The organism is Marinococcus sp. LNHM4E3-1, assembly GCF_056034405.1.
In genome coordinates, this window is sequence record NZ_JBQLID010000001.1 from 83410 (window position 1) to 104401 (window position 20992).

A 20992-nucleotide genomic window follows, 5' to 3' on the forward strand; every position below is an offset into this window, starting at 1 on the left:
CATGAGTCTTTTTCAACGATTAAAAAAACGAATGGCCGGCGAAGCGGCGGAAGAAGAAGCCAGGGAAGAAGCGAAGCAGGAAGCACAGGAATCAGGTAAAGAAGAACCCGAAGAAGAACGGCGTGTCTCACTTTCGAGCCGTTTCCGTGAAGGGCTGGCAAAAACAAGATCTTCTTTCTCCGAAGCGATGAATGAACTGTTTGCCCAGTACCGCGAAGTAAATGAAGATTTCTTTGAAGAACTCGAAGAAATTTTGATCAGCTCAGACGTCGGTGTGGAAACTGTGATGGAAATCATCGACGAGCTGCGAAACGAATCGCTCCTGAAAAATATCCGGACGACGGAAAAGCTCACTCCGCTGATTACGGAAAAAATGGCGGAAAAGCTGGACCGCACCGGAGAAGATTCCAAGCTGAACATGAATCCGGACGGTATGACTGTCATGCTTTTTGTCGGCGTGAACGGTGTCGGGAAAACGACAACGATCGGGAAAATGGCCCATCAAATGAAAGCAGAAGGAAAAAAAGTTGTTCTCGCAGCCGGGGACACGTTTCGTGCCGGGGCAATTGAGCAGCTCGAGGGCTGGGGAGAGCGTGCCGGAGTGGACGTTATCAAGCAGCAGGCCGGCAGTGACCCGGCGGCGGTCATTTACGATGCGATCAAGTCAGCAAAATCGAGACAGGCAGATGTGCTTCTCTGTGATACGGCAGGCCGTCTGCAGAACAAGGTCAATCTAATGAATGAGCTTGCGAAAGTAAAGCGTGTCATCACGCGGGAAATTCCCGAGGCACCTCACGAAGTGCTTCTCGTTCTGGACGCTACCACCGGCCAGAATGCCATGAGTCAGGCAAAAACCTTCCGGGAGGCAACGGAGGTTTCCGGCATCATCTTAACGAAGCTTGACGGGACCGCGAAGGGCGGTATTGTAATGGCGATCCGCAACGAATTGAACATTCCGGTAAAAATGGTCGGGCTCGGGGAAAAGCTGGATGATCTGCAGCCATTCGAAGCGGAGGATTTCGTTTACGGGCTGTTTAAGGATATGATTGAACAGACGCCGGCCGATGCAGAGGAGCGGTAGCATCCGGGTTACGCAATTTCTTGACAAGAACCGCTGTGGTTCGTAAGATGAACTGTAAAGTAATTGCACTTAACGCCAGAGGTGGTATGCATGCTCGAAAAAACAGTTCGGATGAATTCACTGTTTGATTTTTACCAGCCGCTGCTGACAAACAAGCAGCGGCTCTATTTGGAAAGGTATTATTTAGACGACTTTTCGCTGGGTGAAATTTCGGAGGAATTTAACGTCAGCCGTCAGGCGGTGTACGACAATATCCGGCGCACCGAGACGATGCTTGAGGAATATGAGGAAAAACTTGGATTATATAAAAAATACCAGAAGCGCCTGGCGCTGTACGAGCAGTTAAAGGCGCTGGCTCCGGACGATTTCCCGGAAAAAACGCAGCTGCTTGAAGCGGTAGAGACGCTGGAAAATTTAGAAGAGGAAGGGGTTTCGTAATGGCATTTGAAGGATTAGGCGAACGTCTGCAGTCCACGTTTGACCATATGAAGAGCCGTGGGAAAGTTACGGATGAAGACGTTAAAGCAATGATGCGCGAAGTACGGCTCGCGCTGCTTGAAGCAGACGTCAACTACAAAGTCGTAAAGCAGTTCGTCAACAGCGTAAAAGATCGTGCGACCGGCCAGGAAGTGATGAAAAGCTTAACGCCCGGCCAGCAGGTGGTCAAAGTGGTCAGCGAAGAGCTGACCCAGCTGATGGGCGGTGAACAGGCGGAAATTGCAAAAGCGGCTAAAGGTCCGACGGTAGTAATGATGGTAGGGCTGCAGGGCGCCGGGAAAACGACGACATCCGCAAAAATTGCGAATTATTTGCGGAAAAACAAAAACCGCCAGCCTCTGATGGCGGCAGCGGACGTCTACCGTCCGGCAGCGATTGATCAGCTCGAGACGCTGGGCCGGCAGCTGAACATGCCCGTCTTCTCTCTCGGAACCGAAGCAGACCCGGTTGATATTGCCAAACAGTCGCTCGCAAAAGCTAAAGAAGAGCATTACGATTATCTGTTTATTGATACAGCCGGCCGTCTGCACGTGGATGATTCTTTGATGGACGAGCTGCAGCGTATGAAAGAAGCAGTCAATCCGGATGAAATCATGCTCGTGGTGGACTCAATGACCGGGCAGGACGCTGTCAACGTGGCAGAAAGCTTTAATGAACAGCTCGGCATTACCGGCGTGACGCTGACGAAGCTTGACGGGGACACCCGCGGCGGGGCAGCGCTGTCGGTTAAATCGGTGACGGATAAACCGATCAAATTCGCCGGTACCGGAGAGAAAATTGACGCCATTGAACCGTTTCACCCGGAACGGATGGCTTCAAGAATTCTCGGCATGGGCGATATGCTCTCCCTGATTGAAAAAGCACAAACCAATGTGGATGAAGACAAAGCCAAAGAGCTTGAAAAGAAAATGCGGTCGCAGGATCTTACGTTCGACGACTTTCTCGAACAGCTCGGCCAGGTGCGTAACATGGGATCGATGGAAGATATTATGAGCATGATCCCTGGCGCCGGCAAAATGAAAGGCCTTAAAAATGTCCAGATGGATGACAATCAGATTACACGGGTGGAGGCAATCGTCCGTTCCATGACCAGAGAGGAACGCCAGCATCCATCTTTGATGAACGCAAGCCGTAAGCGCCGGATTGCCAAAGGTAGCGGCACGACGATCCAGGACGTAAACCGTCTGCTCAAGCAGTTTGAGGACATGAAAAAAATGATGAAGCAGATGACTTCGCAGCAGAAGGGCAAGAAAAAAGGCAATTTCTCGATGCCATTCATGTAAAATTTTTGTATGGCAAGGAAAAACACTTTACAGCACGTAAAGAAGCTATTATAATAAGCAAATGTGAGAAAAAAATGGAGGTGTTTGCATATGGCAACGCGCATCAGATTAAAGCGCATGGGCTCGAACAAGCGTCCTTTCTACCGTTTGGTAGTAGCGGATTCCCGGGCACCACGTGATGGACGTTTTATCGAAGAAATCGGTACGTACAACCCGCTGACTAACCCTGCCGAGTTCCACGTGAACGAAGAGAAGGCTCTTAAGTGGATGCTCGACGGTGCTAAACCATCGGATACTGTTCGTAACCTGTTTTCGCAGGAAGGTCTTATGACCCGTCTGCACAACGAAAAGCACGCAAAGTAATAAGCTAAAAAGATCGTCTGTGCCCGTCATTTCCTTAGGGAATGAAGAGGGCGAGGCGGTCTTTTTTTATGCAACAGCATGCCTTTATACCCTCTGTCTGCGGAGAAAGACCCGGGGGCCGCTTGTTTGTGATAAAATAATACATATCAGGAAAGGATGAGTGGATGAAATCTTTTGCCTACATAATATTGGAGCGGATCGTGGATTATCCGGATGATATAAAGATGACGGAATCGGAAGAGAACGGACGGGTGCTTATTGAAGTGAGGGTTCATCCGGAGGACGCGGGAAAAGTAATCGGCAGGCAGGGCAAAACGATTCAGGCGGTGAGAACGCTCCTGCAGGCGAAAGCCTCGACTGAAGGAAAAAACGTCCGTCTTACCCTGTTGAACGATCAAAAATAGCTCCCTGTTTAGCTGCCGCTTCGGGGCCCTTGAAGAGGTGATAAAGTGCGTGTAATGAAAAAAATGAACGTTCACCATATTCTGACGGAAACATTGAAAGAGGAGCTGCAGGAAAAATACGAGCAGCAGAAATCCCGGCTGCTGGAGGAAACGGAGCAGCTTCGTTTTCAAAAGCAGAAGCAGAACAAGGAACGGGAGACCGAGAACGGCCGCTGGTCGGCCATGGATAAATTCAACAAGGAAATTGAAAAACGAAAGGAAGAGCTGCAGCAGCTCTATTTTTTGCAGAACCAGCTCGAGCATCTTCCGATCGGCTCGGAGCTTTCATTTGGCACGACGGAAGTGATGTTTGATATCGAGGTGGGGAGCGCGTGGCATGAAGGCGAGCACTGGGGGACCATTGTAGTGGAAGAGGGCATTGTAAAAGAAATCAGATCAAAACATAAAGCGAGTGACGAAGATGGAATGGTTTAATATAGGCACGATTGTAAATACGCACGGCGTACGTGGGGAAGTCAGGGTAAAATCCGTCAGCGACTTTGAGGAGGAGCGTTTTCAGCCCGGGCAGGAGGTATACGTGGAGAAGCCGGAGGCAGAAGCAGGCCATGAACCGCTGGTCATTAAAAGCTCCCGTCCGCATAAGCAGTTTATTCTGCTCACATTCGAAGGGTTTCATTCGATTGATGATGTGGACTGGATGAAAAATGCGGCGCTTTTTGTACCGGAAACGGCGCTTGCCCCGCTTGAAGAAACGGAATATTATTTTCATGAAATCATCGATGCAGACGTCTATACGGAAGAAGGCACCCGCCTCGGTTATGTGAAAGAAATCCTGACCCCGGGAGCCAATGACGTGTGGGTGGTGGAGCCGGCAGAAGGGCGGCAGGACATTCTGCTTCCTTATATTGAAGAAGTCGTCCGGCATGTGGACGTTGCCGAAAAACGTATTACCGTAAGGGTAATGAAGGGAATGCTGCCGGAATGAGAATGGATTTTTTAACCTTGTTTCCGGGTATGTTTGAAAGTGTGTTCGGCCACTCCATTCTTGCCCGTGCCGCTGAGAGAGGGCACGTCTCCTTTCACACCCATGACATAAGGGACTATACAGACGACAAGCATAACAAGGTGGATGATTACCCGTACGGCGGGGGCGCCGGTCTCGTATTGAAGCCGCAGCCGGTATTTGACGCTGCTGCCGAGGTCAAAAGCGCAGGTGATGCTCCGCCGGACCGGGTTATTCTTCTCTGCCCGCAGGGAAAGCCGTTTAAGCAGGAGGACGCCCGGGAGCTTGCCGGCGAAGACCGGCTGATGTTTATATGCGGTCATTATGAAGGCTATGACGAACGGATCCGCGAGCATTTAATTACGGATGAATACTCGATCGGCGATTTTGTGCTGACCGGCGGTGAACTAGGCGCGATGGTTATGGCAGACAGCATTACGCGCCTTTTGCCCGGAGTGCTCGGCAATGAACAGTCCGCCCATACAGATTCATTTGAGGACGGGCTGCTGGAGTATCCGCAGTATACCCGTCCGGCGGACTTCCGCGGCATGACGGTGCCGGATATTCTGCTGTCCGGCGACCACGGAAAAATCGCTGAATGGCGGCAAAGCCAGGCAATAAAGAGAACAAAAGAACGTCGGCCGGATCTTTGGGAAAAATATACCGATTAGACGTAAATCCGGCGGTTGATTCCACCCGTGGAATGTGCTATGATTCATTTTGTGACTGAATAGTCATCAATTACGGTGCTCCGCTGTTTTCATCGTGGACAAGAGCATGCGAGAGAAGGAGGCGAATACAAATGCAACAACTTATTCGCGACATAACGAAGGAACAGTTAAAATCGGATCTCCCGGACTTTCGCCCAGGTGACACTGTAGCAGTGCACTTGAAAGTTGTCGAGGGCTCCCGTGAACGTGTACAGGTGTTTCAGGGCGTCGTTATTAAACGTCGCGGCGGAGGCATCAGCGAGTCTTTCACCGTGCGTAAGGTTTCCTACGGAATTGGTGTGGAGAGAACTCTTCCGCTTCATTCCCCAAGAATCGACAAGATTGAAGTGAAACGCCGCGGTAAAGTACGTCAAGCTAGATTGTACTATCTCCGTAACCTGCGTGGAAAAGCTGCGCGTATCAAAGAACTTCGATAAGACACAGGAGAAAAAGCTGCAGCGGAGTATTCCGTCTGCAGCTTTTTTCATACGGATAAACTATATAAAGAAAGGAATCGACCGCATGAATGAACGCCGCTTTCCCATCAATTGGCTGCATCTTCTGACAGTGATTATGATTGCATTACTTATTGCATTGGCAGCACGCTGGCTGTTTGTAGCTCCAGTCGTTGTGAAAGGCGAATCAATGGAGCCGACCATTCATGACGAAGACCGGATGCTGTTGAATAAATCAAGCAAATGGCTGCACGAGTGGGACCGGTTTGATGTGGTCGTTTTCCACGCCAATAATAAAGATGATTACATTAAAAGGATCATCGGACTGCCGGGCGATACGCTCGAATACAGGAACGATAAGCTTTTTATTAATGGGGAGCAGGTGGATGAGCCGTTTCTTGATAAAAAGACCCTGGCAGCAGGCCCTATCCCGGCGACAACCGATTTCACCCTGAAGGAGAAAACGGGCCGGAGCCGTATTCCTGAAGGGCAGGTGTTTGTGATGGGCGACAACCGTCCGAACAGCTATGACTCCCGGGCGATCGGACTCGTAGAAGAAGAGGAGATTGTCGGGGAAGCGGTAATAACATTCTGGCCGCTTACTCATATGTGGCCATCGCCATTTTAATTTGAAAGGAGGCAGAGATATGGACATTCAATGGTATCCCGGACATATGGACAAGGCGCAAAAGGAAGTGCAGAGCAAATTAAAGCAGGTGGATGTGGTTATCGAGCTCGCAGATGCAAGAATCCCCCGGTCCTCACGGAATCCGCTGCTTGAAACGATTATTCAGGATAAGCCATCGGTGATCGTATTAACCAAAGCCGATCTGGCTGATCCGAAAGTAACCGAGGAATGGAAGCAGTATTACCGCGACCAGGGAATTGAGGCGGTGGACGTGGATTCCAAGCACAAGAAGGGCCTGCATGTGATTAAAGAAGCGGCACTTCAGCAGACGGAACGGCTCCAGGCCAGGTGGAAAAGAAAAGGCATTAAGCCAAGGGCTATACGGGCAATGATTATCGGCATCCCGAACGTCGGCAAATCGACGCTCATCAATCAGTGGATCGGAAAAAAAACAGCTAAAATCGGTGACCGTCCGGGAATTACGAAAAACCAGCAGTGGCTGAAAATGGGCAAGGAAATGGATCTGCTCGACACCCCGGGCATTCTCTGGCCGAAGTTCGAAGACCCTTACGTCGGGGAACGTCTCGCAGCGACAGGTGCTATTAAAGACGAGCTGTTGGATCTGCAGGATATTGCTTATTTTATTATCGGGATCTGCCAGGAGTATTACCCCGAAAAGCTGCTTCAGCGTTTTAGCCTTGAGGATAAGCCGAGGGAGACGTCGCTGGAGTGGTTTGAAGACATTGGACGTAAGCGGGGAGCGCTGCTTGCAGGAGCGGAAATCGATTACGAAAAAGCAGGTGAAATGGTCGTACGCGAGTTCCGCGGCGGGCTGCTCGGCCGCATCAGTCTCGAACGCCCGGACGATGACGTGAGCGAATAATTGTGCAGCAGAGGTGAAAATATTGGAGAAATGGACGATAACAGCTGTAAAAGAATATTTGCAGACACATGAGGAACCGGATGCAGAGCTTCTGGAGGCCTGGAAGGAGGACTCTCGGGCCGGCGTCCAGAAGGAGCTGCAGCGGTATGCTAAACGAAAGAAACAGAAGCAGGAAAAGTACGAGGACTTCCGCAGCCGGCTTTCGTTTGAACAGGATTATTGGGACCGGGGTTTCGAGGCGGTGGCTGGAGTGGATGAAGTCGGGCGCGGGCCGCTGGCCGGGCCGGTGACTACGGCTGCTGTTGTGCTGCCAAAGGACGTCAGCCTGATAGAAGTAAATGACTCCAAAATGCTCTCCGCCAAAAAACGTGAAGAGCTTGAAATAAAAATTAAAGAGGTGGCGGTCGCCTGGAGCGTTGTTCATATCGAGGCGGACGAAATCGATCGTCTGAATATTTACCAGGCAACCAAAAAGGCTATGCGGACGGCTGTGGCGGATCTTAAACCTGCTCCGGATGCCCTGCTGGTAGATGCGATGACCCTTCCATTACATATTGAACAGCAGTCGCTCGTGCAGGGGGACAGCCGGAGCGTGTCGATTGCGGCTGCCTCTATTCTGGCGAAGGTGGAACGGGACCGTTATATGCAGTACTATCATACGCTTTATCCGGACTATGATTTTGCCAGCAACAAGGGCTACGGTACCCAGAATCACCTGGACGGCTTAAATCGTCTCGGAGGGTGTGCCATCCACCGGTATTCGTTTCAGCCGGTATCCGGGTACCGCCGTTCGTAAAAGGAGAGAAAATCGATGAAGCTGTCGCTGCCGTCCACGTTTGCCGGAAACCGTACAGGACAAGCCGGAAATGAAGAAATTAAAGCCGGGCAGATTATTAAAGGTACTGTCAAACAGCTTTATCCAGGCCAACGGGCGGCAGTTACTGTGCACGGGAGGGTGTATCACGCTTCCCTGGAGGCACCGGTTGAAGCCGGAAAGTCATATTATTTTCAGGTGAAAAATGAACACGGCCGGCAGGTGTGGCAGGTGGCAGCAAACGAGGCTGCCACTTCTTCTGGTGATAAGGGCCATGCGCTCCTGAAGCAGCTCGGCCTGCCTTCCGGAAAGCAGGAGCAGTACATATTCCGCATGTTTGAACAGATGCAGCTGCCTGTAACGAGGGAAACGCTCCAGAAAAGCGTGCAACTGCTAAAAGGGGAAGGCGCCGTAAATAAGCAGGGGATGCAGACGATTCAATGGATGCTCGGCGCAGGTGCCCCTTTAAAAGCATCCATCTTTCAAAGTGCCCACCAGGTGCTGCACGGCCCCTCGCCGGCACAGGATTTAACTGTGCTGCTTGCGCAGCACAAAACGTCTGACGCTGTTCATCAGTCCATCAGCAGCGCCGTGCTCACCCCGGGAAGCTTTAAAGGAGACATCGAAGCACCGACAAAGCCGATGCAGCTGTTCGCCGCAGCAGCCGCGGCGGCTGTCATTGACAAAAACGGTCAGGCTGCCCAGCTGATCCACCGGCTATTTGCGGGCCTTCAGCCTCCATTGAACGCTGAAGCCTTTCTGCAGTATGTCGGTCAGGGCGCCGTAAGCAGCGGGTCCGTGGAAAAATGGCTTCAGTCCCAGGTGGAAGACGCGGCAAAGCTGCATCAGACGATCCAGCAGCCGGGCAGTTCACCGCAGCTGAGCGCAAAGGCTCTGATGAGAGCCTGGCACGCGCTGGTCCCGGAAGCAGTGACGGTGCTTGCCAATACGCCGCAGATGGTGGAATGGCTGAAAAGTTATACCGGCAACTCGAGCTGGTCTTCCTGGGCGGAAAGCGGGAGCAAAGAAGCGATGCAGACGTCTTACAGGCATTTAGAGCAGGCTCAGGTGCATATTATGTCGAGAGCTGAACTCTCACCCCAGCACGAACGGACCGTCGCCCATGTGGCCGGGCAGCAGCTCATGCAGCAGACCGATCAGGAGGCGTGGCTGCAGCAGCTCTCCCATCTTCCGGCGAAATGGGGGGAGATGCTTTCGGATGCTGTTGTTCACTGGGAGGGAAAACGTACTGAAGACGGAAAACTCGATCCGGATACGTGCCATATTTTATTTCAGCTCGAGATGGACCGGCTCGGCGTTTTAATCGCTGATGTGCAGATTTATAAACGAAACGTGACGGTAAATATCAGCAGTGAAAACCCGCGCCCGGAACAGCCGCTGCATCTTTTTCAGCCCATGCTGAAAACGGCAATGGCTTCGCTGAACTACCAGCTGGTGTCGCTTCAGTGGCACGAAGAAGAAGCCCTTCCGGCCGGGCCGCACGGCCGGGAGCCCGGACGGAAAGGAGCATTTGATATTCGGATATGACCTCCAACCAGAACTGGACCACGAAAAAAGCAGTGGCACTTAATTATAAGCAGGGCACTTCACAGGCGCCGGCAGTCAAAGCGAAGGGGCGGGGATGGACCGCGGAACGAATTATCGAAGCGGCCGCTGAACAGGACGTCCCGGTGCATAAAGATGCCGGGCTTGTACATATGCTTCATGAGCTTGAATGGAATGAAGAAATTCCGGAAGAGCTGTATGAAGTGGTGGCGGAAATCTTCGCCTTTATCTACCGGATGGATAAAAAAACAGCCGGTAAAAATGAAAACTAAACCGCGCAGCAGAAACTTTCACGGAAATGTTGAATTTTTTTCTAAATTTCTATACGATAAAGGATGTGTGGGAGAGAGCGAGGCTATTTAGAGGCTTTCGTTCTGCCCAGATTCGATTTTGTAATCACTTACACAGTCGATAGAAGGATTCGTATTGTAACGGTGAGGGGGAAAAAGCATGAATATTCATGAGTACCAGGGAAAAGAGCTCCTTCGTAAATACGGAGTGGCAGTCCCTAACGGAAAAGTTGCATTTACGGTAGATGAAGCAGAAGCAGCCGCAAAAGAACTGGGTTCTGACGTAACGGTGGTAAAAGCCCAGATCCACGCAGGTGGAAGAGGGAAAGCCGGCGGGGTCAAGCTCGCTAAAAACCTCGATGACGTCCGCAAATATGCTGACGAAATCCTCGGCAAAACACTGGTTACCCATCAGACCGGACCGGAAGGTAAAGAAGTGAAACGTCTTTACATCGAAGAGGGAAGCGACATCAAGAAGGAATACTACTTAGGTGTTGTGCTCGACCGTGTATCGTCCCGCATTGTGATGATGGGCTCTGAAGAAGGCGGAACAGAGATCGAAGAAGTAGCTGAAGAAAATCCGGAAAAAATATTCCGCGAATACATTGATCCAGCTATCGGTATGCAGCCTTATCAGGCCCGTCGTATGGCATTTAACATGAATATACCGACAGACCTTCTGAAAGAAGCAGTGAAGTTCATGCTTGGCCTGTCCAAAGTATTTATCGACAACGACTGCTCTATCGCAGAAATTAACCCGCTCGTAACGACCGGGGACGGGAAAGTAATGGCGCTTGATGCGAAATTCAATTTTGATTCAAACGCCCTTTATCGTCAAAAAGAAATACTTGATTACCGTGACCTCGATGAAGAGGATCCTAAGGAAATCGAAGCTTCCAAATACGACTTAAGCTACATTGCCCTCGACGGCAATATCGGCTGCATGGTCAATGGTGCCGGTCTTGCGATGGCTACAATGGATATCATTAAGCACTACAGCGGCGATCCGGCGAACTTCCTGGATGTTGGCGGCGGTGCGACGGCTGAAAAAGTAACGGAAGCATTTAAAATTATCCTTGAAGATGATGCTGTTAAAGGCATTTACGTTAACATCTTCGGTGGAATCATGAAGTGCGACGTCATCGCTGACGGGGTAGTGGAAGCTACGAAGCAGACTGGACTGGAGATTCCGCTTGTTGTACGTTTGGAAGGCACGAACGTAGAAAAAGGCAAAGAAATTCTGGAAAAATCCGGATTGAATATTACAGCAGCGGACTCTATGGCAGACGGTGCGCAAAAAATTGTTTCGTTAGTTCAATAGAAAGGCAGGGACCATCGACCTATGAGCATTTATATTAATCAGGATACAAAAGTAGTTGTTCAGGGAATTACAGGATCTACCGGCCTCTTTCACACTCAGCAGGCGTTAGAGTACGGTACGAAAATCGTCGGCGGCGTTACGCCGGGTAAAGGCGGCACGGAAGTTGAAGGCGTGCCGGTTTTCAACACGCTTGATGATGCAGTGGAAGCAACCGGTGCTACCGTGTCGGTTATTTACGTTCCGCCTGCTTTCGCAGCGGACGCGATCATTGAAGCAGTGGACGCAGACCTTGATCTTGCCATCTGCATCACTGAAGGCATCCCGGTTCTTGATATGATTAAAGTGAAGCGTTTTATGGAAGGCAAGCGCACCCGCCTTGTCGGTCCAAACTGCCCGGGCGTTATTACACCGGACGAGTGCAAAATCGGCATTATGCCGGGCTACATTCATAAAAAAGGACACGTAGGTGTTGTTTCCCGTTCGGGTACACTGACGTATGAAGCCGTAGACCAGCTTACCAAAGCAGGCATCGGCCAGTCGACAGCTGTCGGTATCGGCGGCGACCCGGTAAACGGCACAAGCTTTACCGACGTGCTGCAGGCCTTTAATGACGATCCGGATACAGAAGCCGTGATCATGATCGGTGAAATCGGCGGCACAGCTGAGGAAGAAGCAGCTGAATGGGTCAAGCAGAATATGACCAAGCCAGTAGTCGGCTTCATCGGCGGTGCGACAGCCCCTCCAGGAAAACGGATGGGCCACGCCGGCGCGATTATTTCCGGCGGTAAAGGCACCGCAGAGGAAAAAATTAAAACGTTAAACGAAAGCGGCGTGCAGGTAGCAGCGACACCGGCAGAAATCGGTGATACGATGATCAACGTTCTGAAAGAACGCGGTCTGCACGAAAAATGCCTCACCCACGAACCGCAAGTATAAAATAACCGCCCTCCGCTGCCTCTTTCGGGCAGGCGGAGGTTTTCTTTTTCTTCCCCGTGTTCCCCCTAAAACCATTATTCCCCCATGAAAGGACTACTCCTCATGCAAAATCTCTCCTTTAATGAACGGCTTCTGGCTGTCCACGAATTTCCCTATTTTCAATGGAAGCACGTAGCAGAGCTGCTGCGCCGTGACCGTGAATTACTTTTACCTTTTACGCACCCTCATCTTCTGCCTGTAAACAGCGCCCATTTGACTGCCTGGCGGGAATATATGTCCCAGCTTGCCGTGCAGCGGAGGCTCGCTTGGTACCGGGAGCAGGGTATCGGATGGATTACATATTTTGACGAACGCTATCCGTCGTCTTTAAAGTCAATATACGATGCGCCGTGGGTGCTTTACACGAAAGGGAACAAAGAGCTGCTTCAAGACAGCCCCCGGCTGGCGGTAGTCGGCTCCCGGAGCATGACTTCCTACGGCAAAACAGCTGTGGAAGCATTTCTTCCTCCTGGGCAGGTGCAGATTGTCAGCGGACTGGCAAGAGGCGTGGACGGGCACGCCCACCGGCAGGCATTAACAATGGGAGCGCCGGCTATTGCGGTGCTAGGCTCCGGATTTGGCCGTATTTATCCGAAGGAGCATCTCGCTCTGGCAAAAAATATTGCTGCCGCGGGGCTGCTTTTGAGCGAATATCCTCCGGACAGATCACCGAAAAAATGGCACTTCCCGGCCAGAAACCGCATTATCAGCGGTCTGTCTGATAAAATATTTGTGGTGGAAGCGGATGTAAACAGCGGTTCCCTCATTACGGCATCGCTTGCGCTTGAACAGGGCAGGGAGGTCTGCGCATTGCCGGGATCCGTGTTTTCCAGGCAGAGTGCGGGTACAAATCAGCTGATTTATGACGGTGCTCTCCCGGTTATCCAGCCGGAGGATTTAAGCATATCCGGCAGGTGGACAGCGTCTCATAACAGCTGACGGAATTGAAACGGAATTTTAAATTTTCCGTATGTTATGCTAGACACGTTCGGTAAACTGTGAAAGAATAATTGTGATTTCAAGCACAAAACGCACTGAAACGAGTAAGATCATAAAAGCATCACTATTTGACAGAGTAATTTATTCGAGTTAATAATGGTAATATTTCATTGAGACAAAGGGGAGAAGAGGAATGGCCGACTATTTAGTCATCGTGGAATCTCCCGCAAAAGCAAAAACAATCGAAAAGTATTTAGGGAAAAAATATGCGGTGAAAGCTTCAATGGGGCACGTAAGAGATCTGCCGAAAAGCCAAATGGGAGTCGACACTGAAAACAATTATGACCCGAAATATATAACGATACGCGGGAAAGGTCCAGTTTTAAAAGAATTAAAAACGGCTGCAAAAAAAGCGAAAAAAGTATATCTCGCAGCCGACCCTGACAGAGAGGGTGAAGCTATTGCCTGGCATCTGGCGCACAGCTTAAACATTGATGAGGATTCGGAATGCCGGGTTGTTTTTAACGAAATTACAAAAACGGCGGTGAAGGATGCATTTAAGCATCCCCGATCCATCAATATGGATCTTGTGGACGCCCAGCAGGCCCGCCGGATACTTGACCGCCTCGTCGGCTACAACATTAGTCCATTACTATGGAAGAAAGTGAAAAAAGGATTGAGTGCCGGACGGGTACAGTCGATTGCTGTAAAAATGATTATTGACCGGGAAAAAGAAATCAAGGCGTTTATTCCGGAAGAATACTGGAGTATTAATGGAACGTTCTCGGACGGGGACGCGGAATTTGAAGCGAAATTTCACGGCACAGCGAAAGAAAAGCAGGCGCTTGCCTCCCGGGAAGACGTTGACGGCGTGCTTCAAAAGATGAAAGGCGATCAGTTTGAAGTAACAAAGGTCACGAGAAAAGAACGTAAACGAAATCCGGTACAGCCGTTCACGACCTCGTCCCTGCAGCAGGAGGCAGCGCGAAAGCTGAATTTCCGTGCGAAAAAGACGATGATGGTGGCCCAGCAGCTGTATGAAGGTATTGATCTGGGTAAACCGGCTGGCACTGTCGGTTTAATCACCTATATGCGGACAGACTCCACCAGGGTCTCCCAAACCGCCAAGGAAGAAGCCCGGACGTTTATTACGGAAAAGTACGGCGAAGAATACATCCGCCATGGCGAGCGCAAGAATGCTAAAAGCAGCAACAGCCAGGATGCCCACGAGGCGATCCGGCCGACATCGATCATGTATGAACCAAAACAGGTGAAAAGCTCGCTCTCAAGAGACCAGTACCGGCTGTACAAGCTCATCTGGGAACGTCTGGTGGCGAGTGAAATGGCCCCGGCTGTTATGGACACTATGTCGGTGGACCTTGATAATGAAGGCGTGCTGTTCCGGGCGACCGGCTCTAAAGTGAAATTCCCCGGCTTTATGAAGGTGTACGTGGAAGGCCAAGATGACGGAAAAAAAGAAGAGGATAAAATGCTTCCGGATCTTCAGGAGGGCCAGATGGTCACCCGGACGGATATGGAAGAAAATCAGCATTTCACCCAGCCGCCGCCGCGTTACACAGAAGCCCGGCTCGTTCGGACGATGGAGGAAATGGGCATCGGCCGGCCATCCACATATGCGCCGACGCTCGATACAGTGCAGCGCCGTAACTACGTAGCACTTGAAGAAAAACGTTTCGTGCCAACGGAGCTCGGTGAAATCGTCATGGATCTGGTCGTGGAATTCTTCCCGGAAATTCTTGATGTGGAATTTACCGCAAAGATGGAGAACGATCTTGACTATATTGAAGAAGGAAAACAAAATTGGATCGAGATTATCGATGAATTTTACCAGGGATTTGAGCCAAGGCTGAAAAAAGCCGAGGAAGAAATGGAAGAAGTCGAAATCAAAGATGAGCCGGCAGGCGAAGACTGCGAGCAGTGCGGCCATCCGATGGTATATAAAATGGGCCGTTACGGAAAGTTTATGGCCTGCTCCAATTTTCCGGAATGCCGTAATACGAAAGCGATTGTCAAAGATATTGGCGTGAAATGCCCGAAATGTAAAGAGGGAAATGTCGTTGAACGCCGAAGTAAGAAAAAGCGGATCTTTTACGGCTGCGACCGGTACCCGGACTGCGAATTTGTTTCCTGGGATAAACCGATTGCCCGACCGTGTCCGAAATGTGAAAATATGCTTGTGGAGAAAAAGACGAAAAAAGGCGTACACGTCCAGTGCTCTGAATGTGATTATAAGGAAGAACCAAATTAAAAATGACTGGTTACAGCGCAGGTCTGACTGCTTCCGAAAGGAATAGTTGCCTGCGCTTTCAAAAGGGAAAGGAGTTTTTATCATGAAAAGTACACCTGTTCATATCGTCGGTGCAGGGCTAGCCGGAAGCGAAGCGGCATGGCAGCTTGCAAAACAGGGCGTGCCGGTCAGGCTTCACGAAATGCGTCCAAACAAACAGACGGCCGCCCACCATACCGATAAATTTGCGGAGCTGGTCTGCAGTAATTCCCTTCGGGCCAACAACCTTACAAATGCTGTCGGCGTATTAAAGGAAGAAATGAGGCACCTCGACAGCGTGATTATCGAGGCAGCAGACGCAGCTTCGGTACCGGCAGGCGGCGCCCTTGCTGTAGACCGGCATGAATTTGCCGCGAAGGTCACGGAAAAAGTAAAAAATCATCCGCTCGTGGAAGTGGTATCGGAGGAAGTGACCCATATACCGGATGAACCGGCAATTATTGCCACGGGTCCGCTGACCACTGAGTCGCTCTCTGAGGATATTTTTAACCTGACCGGCGAAGAGCATTTGTACTTTTACGATGCAGCGGCGCCGATTGTGGAAACAGACAGCATCGATATGGACAAAGCGTATGTAAAATCCAGGTACGATAAAGGAGAAGCTGCGTACATCAACTGTCCGATGACAGAAGAGGAATTTGACCGCTTCTACGATGCACTGGTGGAAGCAGAAGTTGTTCCGCTGCGCGAATTTGAAAAAAACATCTTTTTTGAAGGCTGTATGCCGGTCGAGGAAATTGCCCGCAGAGGCAAAAAGACCCTGCTGTTCGGCCCGATGAAGCCGGTCGGTCTGGAGCACCCGGAAACAGGGGAGCGCCCGCACGCCGTCGTGCAGCTGCGCCAGGACAACCAGGAAGGCACGCTCTTTAACATTGTCGGCTTCCAGACGCATCTCAAATGGGGACCTCAGAAGGAAGTAATCCGTTTAATCCCGGGGCTTGAAAATGCCGACATCGTCCGCTACGGCGTGATGCACCGCAATACATTTTTGAATTCCCCGAACTTCCTGAATCCGACCTATCAGACGAAGGCCCGCAGTGATTTGTTCTTCGCCGGACAGATTACCGGTGTGGAAGGCTACGTGGAATCAGCTGCTTCCGGGCTGGTCGCCGGATGGAATGCGGCAAAACAATATTTGCAGGAAGAAACGGACACCTTCCCGAAGGAAACGGTGATCGGTGCCATGAGTCACTATATTACGACGGCCGGCGCCAAAAACTTTCAGCCGATGAACGCCAACTTCGGCCTGCTGCCCGCCCCGGAGCAGAAAATCAAAAACAAGCGGGAACGCAATGAATACTACGCAGAACGGGCTCTGGATGCCATTCAGAATTTTAAGAAAAAAGTCCAAATATGATTGCTAGGCTGCAGGGTTTATGATACGATTTACTAGCTTTTGTCTTCATAGGGCGGCAACAGACCCGCAGAGGGAAGCCGAAAGTGCAAAGGAGCAAAAAGCTGATGAACCCGCTATTAACCTGGAGGGAAGAATTTTTCCGCTATCTGGAGCTTGAAAAAAACATTTCCTCTTATACAAAAACAGCTTACGAACAGGACTTGATTGAATTTGAAGCTTTTATGCAGCAGGAGGGCTGGAAGCACGTGGAGGATGTTGATCCAACGCTCGTCCGCCTCTACTACAGCAGCATGTACGACCGCTCGTATGCAAGGGCGACAGTAGCGCGGAAAATCTCCGCGCTGCGTGCGTATTTCCGCTATCTGCAGCGTGAAGAATATATTGAACAGAATCCGTTCATCGGGGCGAGCCATCCGAAAAAAGAGCGGCCGCTTCCCCACTTTTTATATGAAGAAGAGATCGAATCGCTGTTTGCTTCATTTGATATGAGCAAGCCGCTTGATATCAGGGATAAAGCCATTATGGAGCTGCTTTATGCGACAGGCATGCGCATCAGCGAATGCCAGCAGCTGCAGGCCGATGACCTCGATGACTACCTTGGCACCATTCTGGTGAAGGGAAAGGGCCGGAAGGAGAGGTACGTGCCGGTAGGAAGCTTTGCCCAGGAAGCCGTGGAGCTGTACAAAACGGAGGTGCGGCCGGAGCTGGCAGCCAAAAGCAGCGTGCCGACCGGCCAGCTGTTTTTAAATGCCCGGGGCGGTCCGCTGACCGACCGTGGATTCCGCCATGTCATCAACGAACGGGTGAAAAAGGTCTCAAGCACGCTTCGTATTTCTCCTCATGATCTGAGGCATACGTTTGCGACACATCTGCTCAATCACGGGGCGGACCTGCGGGTCGTGCAGGATCTTCTCGGCCATGCCAATTTATCAACAACCCAGATTTATACCCATGTCACGAAAGAACGGCTACAGGATGTGTATCGACATGCGCATCCAAGAGCAGAAAGGAAGCGTGAATAACTATGGAACCATCCTTTCACGCCACAACAATATACGCTGTCCATCACGACGGTGAAGGAGCGATGGCCGGCGACGGCCAGGTGACGCTCGGCCAGCAGGTGGTCATGAAGCATACGGCACGAAAGGTGAGACGGCTGTACAACGGGAAAGTTCTCGCCGGCTTTGCCGGATCGGTAGCTGACGCGTTTACACTGTTTGACTTATTTGAAGAAAAACTCGAGCAGTGGAGCGGCAATCTGCAGCGTGCTGCCGTCGAGCTTGCCAAGGACTGGCGCAGCGATAAAACGCTGCGGCGTCTGGAAGCGATGCTCATAGTTATGGATAAATCCACCATGCTTTTGGTCGCGGGCACAGGAGAGGTAATCGAGCCTGATGATAATATGCTTGCGATCGGCTCCGGGGGCAATTTTGCGCTCAGCGCCGGACGGGCACTCAAAAAGCATGCCACGCACCTGACCGCCCGGGAAATGGCCGAGGCTTCGCTGCAGACAGCAGCAGATATATGTGTTTTCACCAACCATGAAATCATAATTGAAGATTTGGAATCTTAAAACATAGTCCGCTAAGGGGGCTTATTAATGGAAATTTCGATGACACCCAAACAGATTGTAGAACGGCTCGATCAATATATTATCGGCCAGAATGAAGCGAAACGGTCTGTTGCGGTAGCTCTTCGCAACCGGTATCGCAGAAGCAAACTGCCCGAACAGCTTCAGGAGGAAGTAACGCCGAAAAATATTTTGATGATCGGACCGACGGGCGTAGGTAAAACAGAGATTGCCCGCCGGATTGCGAAGCTTGTCGGCGCCCCGTTTTCGAAGGTGGAAGCCACGAAATTCACGGAAGTCGGCTATGTCGGCCGTGACGTGGAATCGATGATCCGGGATCTGGTGGAGGTCGCCGTACGTATTGTAAAGGAAGAAAAAACAGCCTCCGTACAGGAAAAAGCAGAAAAAGCCGCGAATAAAAAAATTGTCCGGCTGCTTGCTCCGAGAAAACGCAAAAATCGTCAGGCGGATAACAACTCCGGCAATCCGTTCGGGATGCTTTTTCAGCAGAATGAGGACAATGATGAAGAGGAAGAGACAGACACTTCGGACAACAGTGATCTGCGTGAGCAGCGCCGTCAGCTGCAGAAGCAGCTGGAGATGGGCGAGCTTGAAGACCGCAAAGTGACCATAGAGGTCGAACAGCAGTCCGGCTCCATGGGCGACATGTTTCAGGGCGGCGGCATGGAGCAGATGGGCATGAACATGCAGGAGATGCTCGGGAACATGATGCCAAAGAAAACGAGCAGCCGTACCCTCCCTGTGAGCGAAGCACGCAAGGTGCTGACCGAGCAGGAAGCCCAGAAAATGATCGATATGGACGAAGTCAGTACAGAAGCTGTTTATCGCGCGGAGCAGCTGGGAATTGTGTTCCTGGATGAAATTGATAAAGTAACCGGTAAAAAGGAAAGCAGCAGTGCGGACGTTTCACGTGAAGGCGTACAGCGGGACATTCTGCCGATTGTGGAAGGATCAACGGTTAATACGAAGTACGGGCCGGTGCGTACCGATCACATGCTGTTTATCGCCGCCGGTGCTTTTCATACGGCTAAGCCTTCCGATTTAATTCCTGAGCTGCAAGGAAGATTTCCGGTGCGTGTCGAATTAGATAACTTAGGGGCAGCAGATTTTGCCCGGATTCTGCGGGAGCCGGACCAGGCTCTTACGAAGCAGTATCAGGCTCTCATCCGTACCGAAGGCATTGAAGTAACGTTTACAGATGAAGCGGTCGACACTATTGCAGAATTAGCGGAAGCGGTCAATCAGCAGACAGAAAATATCGGTGCGAGACGGCTGCATACGCTGCTTGAAAGACTGCTCGAAGATCTGTCCTTCGAGGCGCCGGAAATTACTATGGACGCTATTACCATTACGCCGGAGTACGTCAATGATAAACTGGCCACGATCGCCAGGGACCGGGACGTCAGCCGGTACATTTTGTAGCATAAATCAGGAGGAGAATCAGCATGGATTTGTTAACAAGAAGCAGAAGAATTAATGAAATGTTACAGAAAACACAGGGGGACCACGTCAATTTTAAAGACATGGCCGAAACCCTTCAGGAAATTATCGGGGCTAATGTGTTTGTAGTCAGCCGCCGCGGGAAGCTGCTCGGCTACTCGATCGAGCAGGAAATCGAGCACGAAAAAATGCAGCGGATTTTAGAGGAGCGTCAGTTCCCGCAGGAGTATACCTCGGGGCTGTTCGGCATTAATGAAACCTCCCCGAATCTGGATGTGCAGAGTGAATACACGGCATTTCCGCAGGAAAGCGCTGAATTATTTGCGTCCGGCCTGACAACGATTGTACCGATTGTCGGCGGCGGCCAGCGTCTTGGCACGCTCGTTCTGGCCCGGTTAAGCGAAACGTTTGATGATGATGATCTGATCCTCGCCGAGTACGGGGCGACTGTTGTCGGCATGGAAATCCTCCATGAAAAAACGCAGGAAATTGAAGAGGAAGCGAGAAGTAAAGCCGTTGTTCAGATGGCTATCAGCTCCCTTTCCTACAGCGAACTCGAAGCGGTAGAGCATATTTTCGAGGAGCTCGACGGCAAGGAAGGGCTGCTTGTAGCGAGTAAAATTGCCGACCGTGTCGGTATCACCCGCTCCGTGATCGTCAACGCCCTGCGTAAGCTTGAAAGCGCCGGCGTGATCGAATCAAGATCCCTTGGCATGAAGGGAACCTATATTAAAGTATTAAACAACAAGTTCCTGTATGAACTCGAGAAAATTAAAAATAATGACTAACGGCTTTCGGGCGATCCCTTCACGGGGGTCGCTTTTTTTTGCTCTTAAACTAAAACATGAGGCGTGAAGGAAAGACAGCATTCCGGTGAAAATTGAATACTATCCAATAAATAAGCACATTGAGGATAAAAGAACTATTAAAAAGTAGTTTAACTTCTTAGACGGAAGTTACTGAAATGCAAAAACCGCGATATTGATTAGACAAATGTACATTTTTTCTATACAATTTAGGAAGTAATGCTCATATAAAAGTAAATAACTAAACCTTTAGTATCAATTAAAAAGCCAGAGGTGA

The 20992-nt window shown here is 50.7% G+C and carries 23 protein-coding genes; all 23 read left to right on the forward strand.

Going from position 1 to position 20992, the window contains the following annotated elements; translation table 11 throughout:
- Window position 1 precedes the first annotated feature (1 nt).
- Window positions 2–1081 carry a signal recognition particle-docking protein FtsY gene (gene ftsY / locus ACTRXI_RS00410; RefSeq protein WP_474260451.1) on the forward strand — a complete coding sequence of 360 codons (1080 nt, stop codon included), beginning with the start codon at window positions 2–4 and terminating at the stop codon, window positions 1079–1081.
- A 90-nt stretch (window positions 1082–1171) separates the two neighbouring features.
- Window positions 1172–1519, forward strand: a complete 348-nt coding sequence (locus ACTRXI_RS00415; protein ID WP_474260453.1) for a putative DNA-binding protein — start codon at window positions 1172–1174, stop codon at window positions 1517–1519.
- Window positions 1519–2862: a signal recognition particle protein gene (ffh, locus tag ACTRXI_RS00420; RefSeq protein WP_474260455.1), complete on the forward strand. Its 1344-nt coding sequence runs from the start codon at window positions 1519–1521 to the stop codon at window positions 2860–2862. The genes ACTRXI_RS00415 and ffh overlap by 1 nt, the downstream gene beginning before the upstream one ends.
- 90 nt (window positions 2863–2952) lie before the next feature.
- Window positions 2953–3225 carry a 30S ribosomal protein S16 gene (gene rpsP / locus ACTRXI_RS00425; protein ID WP_079476141.1) on the forward strand — a complete coding sequence of 91 codons (273 nt, stop codon included), beginning with the start codon at window positions 2953–2955 and terminating at the stop codon, window positions 3223–3225.
- A gap of 164 nt (window positions 3226–3389) precedes the next feature.
- Window positions 3390–3629 carry a KH domain-containing protein gene (locus tag ACTRXI_RS00430; protein WP_474260457.1) on the forward strand — a complete coding sequence of 80 codons (240 nt, stop codon included), beginning with the start codon at window positions 3390–3392 and terminating at the stop codon, window positions 3627–3629.
- Between the two features lie 54 nt (window positions 3630–3683).
- Window positions 3684–4103 (forward strand): YlqD family protein, encoded by a 420-nt coding sequence (locus tag ACTRXI_RS00435; protein WP_322525241.1) that lies wholly within the window; start codon window positions 3684–3686, stop codon window positions 4101–4103.
- Window positions 4090–4614, forward strand: coding sequence for a ribosome maturation factor RimM (gene rimM / locus ACTRXI_RS00440; RefSeq protein WP_474260459.1), 525 nt, complete (start codon window positions 4090–4092; stop codon window positions 4612–4614). The genes ACTRXI_RS00435 and rimM overlap by 14 nt, the downstream gene beginning before the upstream one ends.
- Entirely contained in the window at window positions 4611–5303 is a 693-nt protein-coding gene (gene trmD, locus ACTRXI_RS00445; protein WP_474260462.1) for a tRNA (guanosine(37)-N1)-methyltransferase TrmD, read from the forward strand. The genes rimM and trmD overlap by 4 nt, the downstream gene beginning before the upstream one ends.
- 131 nt (window positions 5304–5434) lie before the next feature.
- Window positions 5435–5779, forward strand: coding sequence for a 50S ribosomal protein L19 (rplS, locus tag ACTRXI_RS00450; protein ID WP_022792749.1), 345 nt, complete (start codon window positions 5435–5437; stop codon window positions 5777–5779).
- A gap of 85 nt (window positions 5780–5864) precedes the next feature.
- The gene (lepB, locus tag ACTRXI_RS00455; protein ID WP_474260464.1) at window positions 5865–6425 is read left to right on the forward strand and encodes a signal peptidase I; all 561 of its coding nucleotides are present in this window, start codon (window positions 5865–5867) and stop codon (window positions 6423–6425) included.
- A gap of 19 nt (window positions 6426–6444) precedes the next feature.
- Window positions 6445–7308: a ribosome biogenesis GTPase YlqF gene (gene ylqF, locus ACTRXI_RS00460; protein ID WP_474260466.1), complete on the forward strand. Its 864-nt coding sequence runs from the start codon at window positions 6445–6447 to the stop codon at window positions 7306–7308.
- Window positions 7309–7321: 13 nt separating this feature from the next.
- Window positions 7322–8104 (forward strand): ribonuclease HII, encoded by a 783-nt coding sequence (locus ACTRXI_RS00465; protein ID WP_474260468.1) that lies wholly within the window; start codon window positions 7322–7324, stop codon window positions 8102–8104.
- A gap of 15 nt (window positions 8105–8119) precedes the next feature.
- Window positions 8120–9670, forward strand: coding sequence for a hypothetical protein (locus tag ACTRXI_RS00470; protein WP_474260470.1), 1551 nt, complete (start codon window positions 8120–8122; stop codon window positions 9668–9670).
- The gene (locus ACTRXI_RS00475) at window positions 9667–9960 is read left to right on the forward strand and encodes an EscU/YscU/HrcU family type III secretion system export apparatus switch protein (RefSeq protein ID WP_322524653.1); all 294 of its coding nucleotides are present in this window, start codon (window positions 9667–9669) and stop codon (window positions 9958–9960) included. The genes ACTRXI_RS00470 and ACTRXI_RS00475 overlap by 4 nt, the downstream gene beginning before the upstream one ends.
- Before the next feature lie 178 nt (window positions 9961–10138).
- Window positions 10139–11299 (forward strand): ADP-forming succinate--CoA ligase subunit beta, encoded by a 1161-nt coding sequence (sucC, locus tag ACTRXI_RS00480; RefSeq protein WP_022792755.1) that lies wholly within the window; start codon window positions 10139–10141, stop codon window positions 11297–11299.
- Between the two features lie 21 nt (window positions 11300–11320).
- Entirely contained in the window at window positions 11321–12235 is a 915-nt protein-coding gene (sucD, locus tag ACTRXI_RS00485; protein WP_322524654.1) for a succinate--CoA ligase subunit alpha, read from the forward strand.
- Window positions 12236–12337: 102 nt separating this feature from the next.
- On the forward strand, window positions 12338–13213 hold the full coding sequence (dprA, locus tag ACTRXI_RS00490) for a DNA-processing protein DprA (RefSeq protein WP_474260473.1): 876 nt from the start codon (window positions 12338–12340) through the stop codon (window positions 13211–13213).
- 193 nt (window positions 13214–13406) lie between these two features.
- A complete protein-coding gene (gene topA / locus ACTRXI_RS00495) occupies window positions 13407–15482 on the forward strand; it encodes a type I DNA topoisomerase (protein WP_474260475.1) in 2076 nt (691 codons plus the stop codon).
- An 82-nt stretch (window positions 15483–15564) separates the two neighbouring features.
- Complete coding sequence (gene trmFO, locus ACTRXI_RS00500) at window positions 15565–16878, forward strand: FADH(2)-oxidizing methylenetetrahydrofolate--tRNA-(uracil(54)-C(5))-methyltransferase TrmFO (RefSeq protein ID WP_474260477.1); 1314 nt, start codon at window positions 15565–15567, stop codon at window positions 16876–16878.
- Window positions 16879–16982: 104 nt separating this feature from the next.
- Entirely contained in the window at window positions 16983–17900 is a 918-nt protein-coding gene (gene xerC / locus ACTRXI_RS00505) for a tyrosine recombinase XerC (RefSeq protein ID WP_474260479.1), read from the forward strand.
- A gap of 2 nt (window positions 17901–17902) precedes the next feature.
- The gene (gene hslV, locus ACTRXI_RS00510; protein WP_474260481.1) at window positions 17903–18451 is read left to right on the forward strand and encodes an ATP-dependent protease subunit HslV; all 549 of its coding nucleotides are present in this window, start codon (window positions 17903–17905) and stop codon (window positions 18449–18451) included.
- A gap of 27 nt (window positions 18452–18478) precedes the next feature.
- Window positions 18479–19891: an ATP-dependent protease ATPase subunit HslU gene (gene hslU, locus ACTRXI_RS00515; RefSeq protein WP_474260483.1), complete on the forward strand. Its 1413-nt coding sequence runs from the start codon at window positions 18479–18481 to the stop codon at window positions 19889–19891.
- A 23-nt stretch (window positions 19892–19914) separates the two neighbouring features.
- Window positions 19915–20697 (forward strand): GTP-sensing pleiotropic transcriptional regulator CodY, encoded by a 783-nt coding sequence (gene codY / locus ACTRXI_RS00520; protein ID WP_091610307.1) that lies wholly within the window; start codon window positions 19915–19917, stop codon window positions 20695–20697.
- Window positions 20698–20992: the final 295 nt, after the last annotated feature.

Excerpts from the sequence above, each read along its gene's own strand:
- ffh (WP_474260455.1), top strand. The coding sequence starts at position 1,519 with ATGGCATTTGAAGGATTAGGCGAACGTCTGCAGTCCACGTTTGACCAT.
- codY (WP_091610307.1), top strand. The coding sequence starts at position 19,915 with ATGGATTTGTTAACAAGAAGCAGAAGAATTAATGAAATGTTACAGAAA.
- dprA (WP_474260473.1), top strand. The coding sequence starts at position 12,338 with ATGCAAAATCTCTCCTTTAATGAACGGCTTCTGGCTGTCCACGAATTT.
- ACTRXI_RS00430 (WP_474260457.1), top strand. The coding sequence starts at position 3,390 with ATGAAATCTTTTGCCTACATAATATTGGAGCGGATCGTGGATTATCCG.
- ACTRXI_RS00415 (WP_474260453.1), top strand. The coding sequence starts at position 1,172 with ATGCTCGAAAAAACAGTTCGGATGAATTCACTGTTTGATTTTTACCAG.
- trmD (WP_474260462.1), top strand. The coding sequence starts at position 4,611 with ATGAGAATGGATTTTTTAACCTTGTTTCCGGGTATGTTTGAAAGTGTG.
- sucD (WP_322524654.1), top strand. The coding sequence starts at position 11,321 with ATGAGCATTTATATTAATCAGGATACAAAAGTAGTTGTTCAGGGAATT.
- ylqF (WP_474260466.1), top strand. The coding sequence starts at position 6,445 with ATGGACATTCAATGGTATCCCGGACATATGGACAAGGCGCAAAAGGAA.
- rpsP (WP_079476141.1), top strand. The coding sequence starts at position 2,953 with ATGGCAACGCGCATCAGATTAAAGCGCATGGGCTCGAACAAGCGTCCT.
- xerC (WP_474260479.1), top strand. The coding sequence starts at position 16,983 with ATGAACCCGCTATTAACCTGGAGGGAAGAATTTTTCCGCTATCTGGAG.
- ftsY (WP_474260451.1), top strand. The coding sequence starts at position 2 with ATGAGTCTTTTTCAACGATTAAAAAAACGAATGGCCGGCGAAGCGGCG.
- hslU (WP_474260483.1), top strand. The coding sequence starts at position 18,479 with ATGGAAATTTCGATGACACCCAAACAGATTGTAGAACGGCTCGATCAA.
- topA (WP_474260475.1), top strand. The coding sequence starts at position 13,407 with ATGGCCGACTATTTAGTCATCGTGGAATCTCCCGCAAAAGCAAAAACA.
- ACTRXI_RS00435 (WP_322525241.1), top strand. The coding sequence starts at position 3,684 with ATGAAAAAAATGAACGTTCACCATATTCTGACGGAAACATTGAAAGAG.
- hslV (WP_474260481.1), top strand. The coding sequence starts at position 17,903 with ATGGAACCATCCTTTCACGCCACAACAATATACGCTGTCCATCACGAC.
- lepB (WP_474260464.1), top strand. The coding sequence starts at position 5,865 with ATGAATGAACGCCGCTTTCCCATCAATTGGCTGCATCTTCTGACAGTG.
- sucC (WP_022792755.1), top strand. The coding sequence starts at position 10,139 with ATGAATATTCATGAGTACCAGGGAAAAGAGCTCCTTCGTAAATACGGA.
- trmFO (WP_474260477.1), top strand. The coding sequence starts at position 15,565 with ATGAAAAGTACACCTGTTCATATCGTCGGTGCAGGGCTAGCCGGAAGC.
- rplS (WP_022792749.1), top strand. The coding sequence starts at position 5,435 with ATGCAACAACTTATTCGCGACATAACGAAGGAACAGTTAAAATCGGAT.
- rimM (WP_474260459.1), top strand. The coding sequence starts at position 4,090 with ATGGAATGGTTTAATATAGGCACGATTGTAAATACGCACGGCGTACGT.
- ACTRXI_RS00470 (WP_474260470.1), top strand. The coding sequence starts at position 8,120 with ATGAAGCTGTCGCTGCCGTCCACGTTTGCCGGAAACCGTACAGGACAA.
- ACTRXI_RS00475 (WP_322524653.1), top strand. The coding sequence starts at position 9,667 with ATGACCTCCAACCAGAACTGGACCACGAAAAAAGCAGTGGCACTTAAT.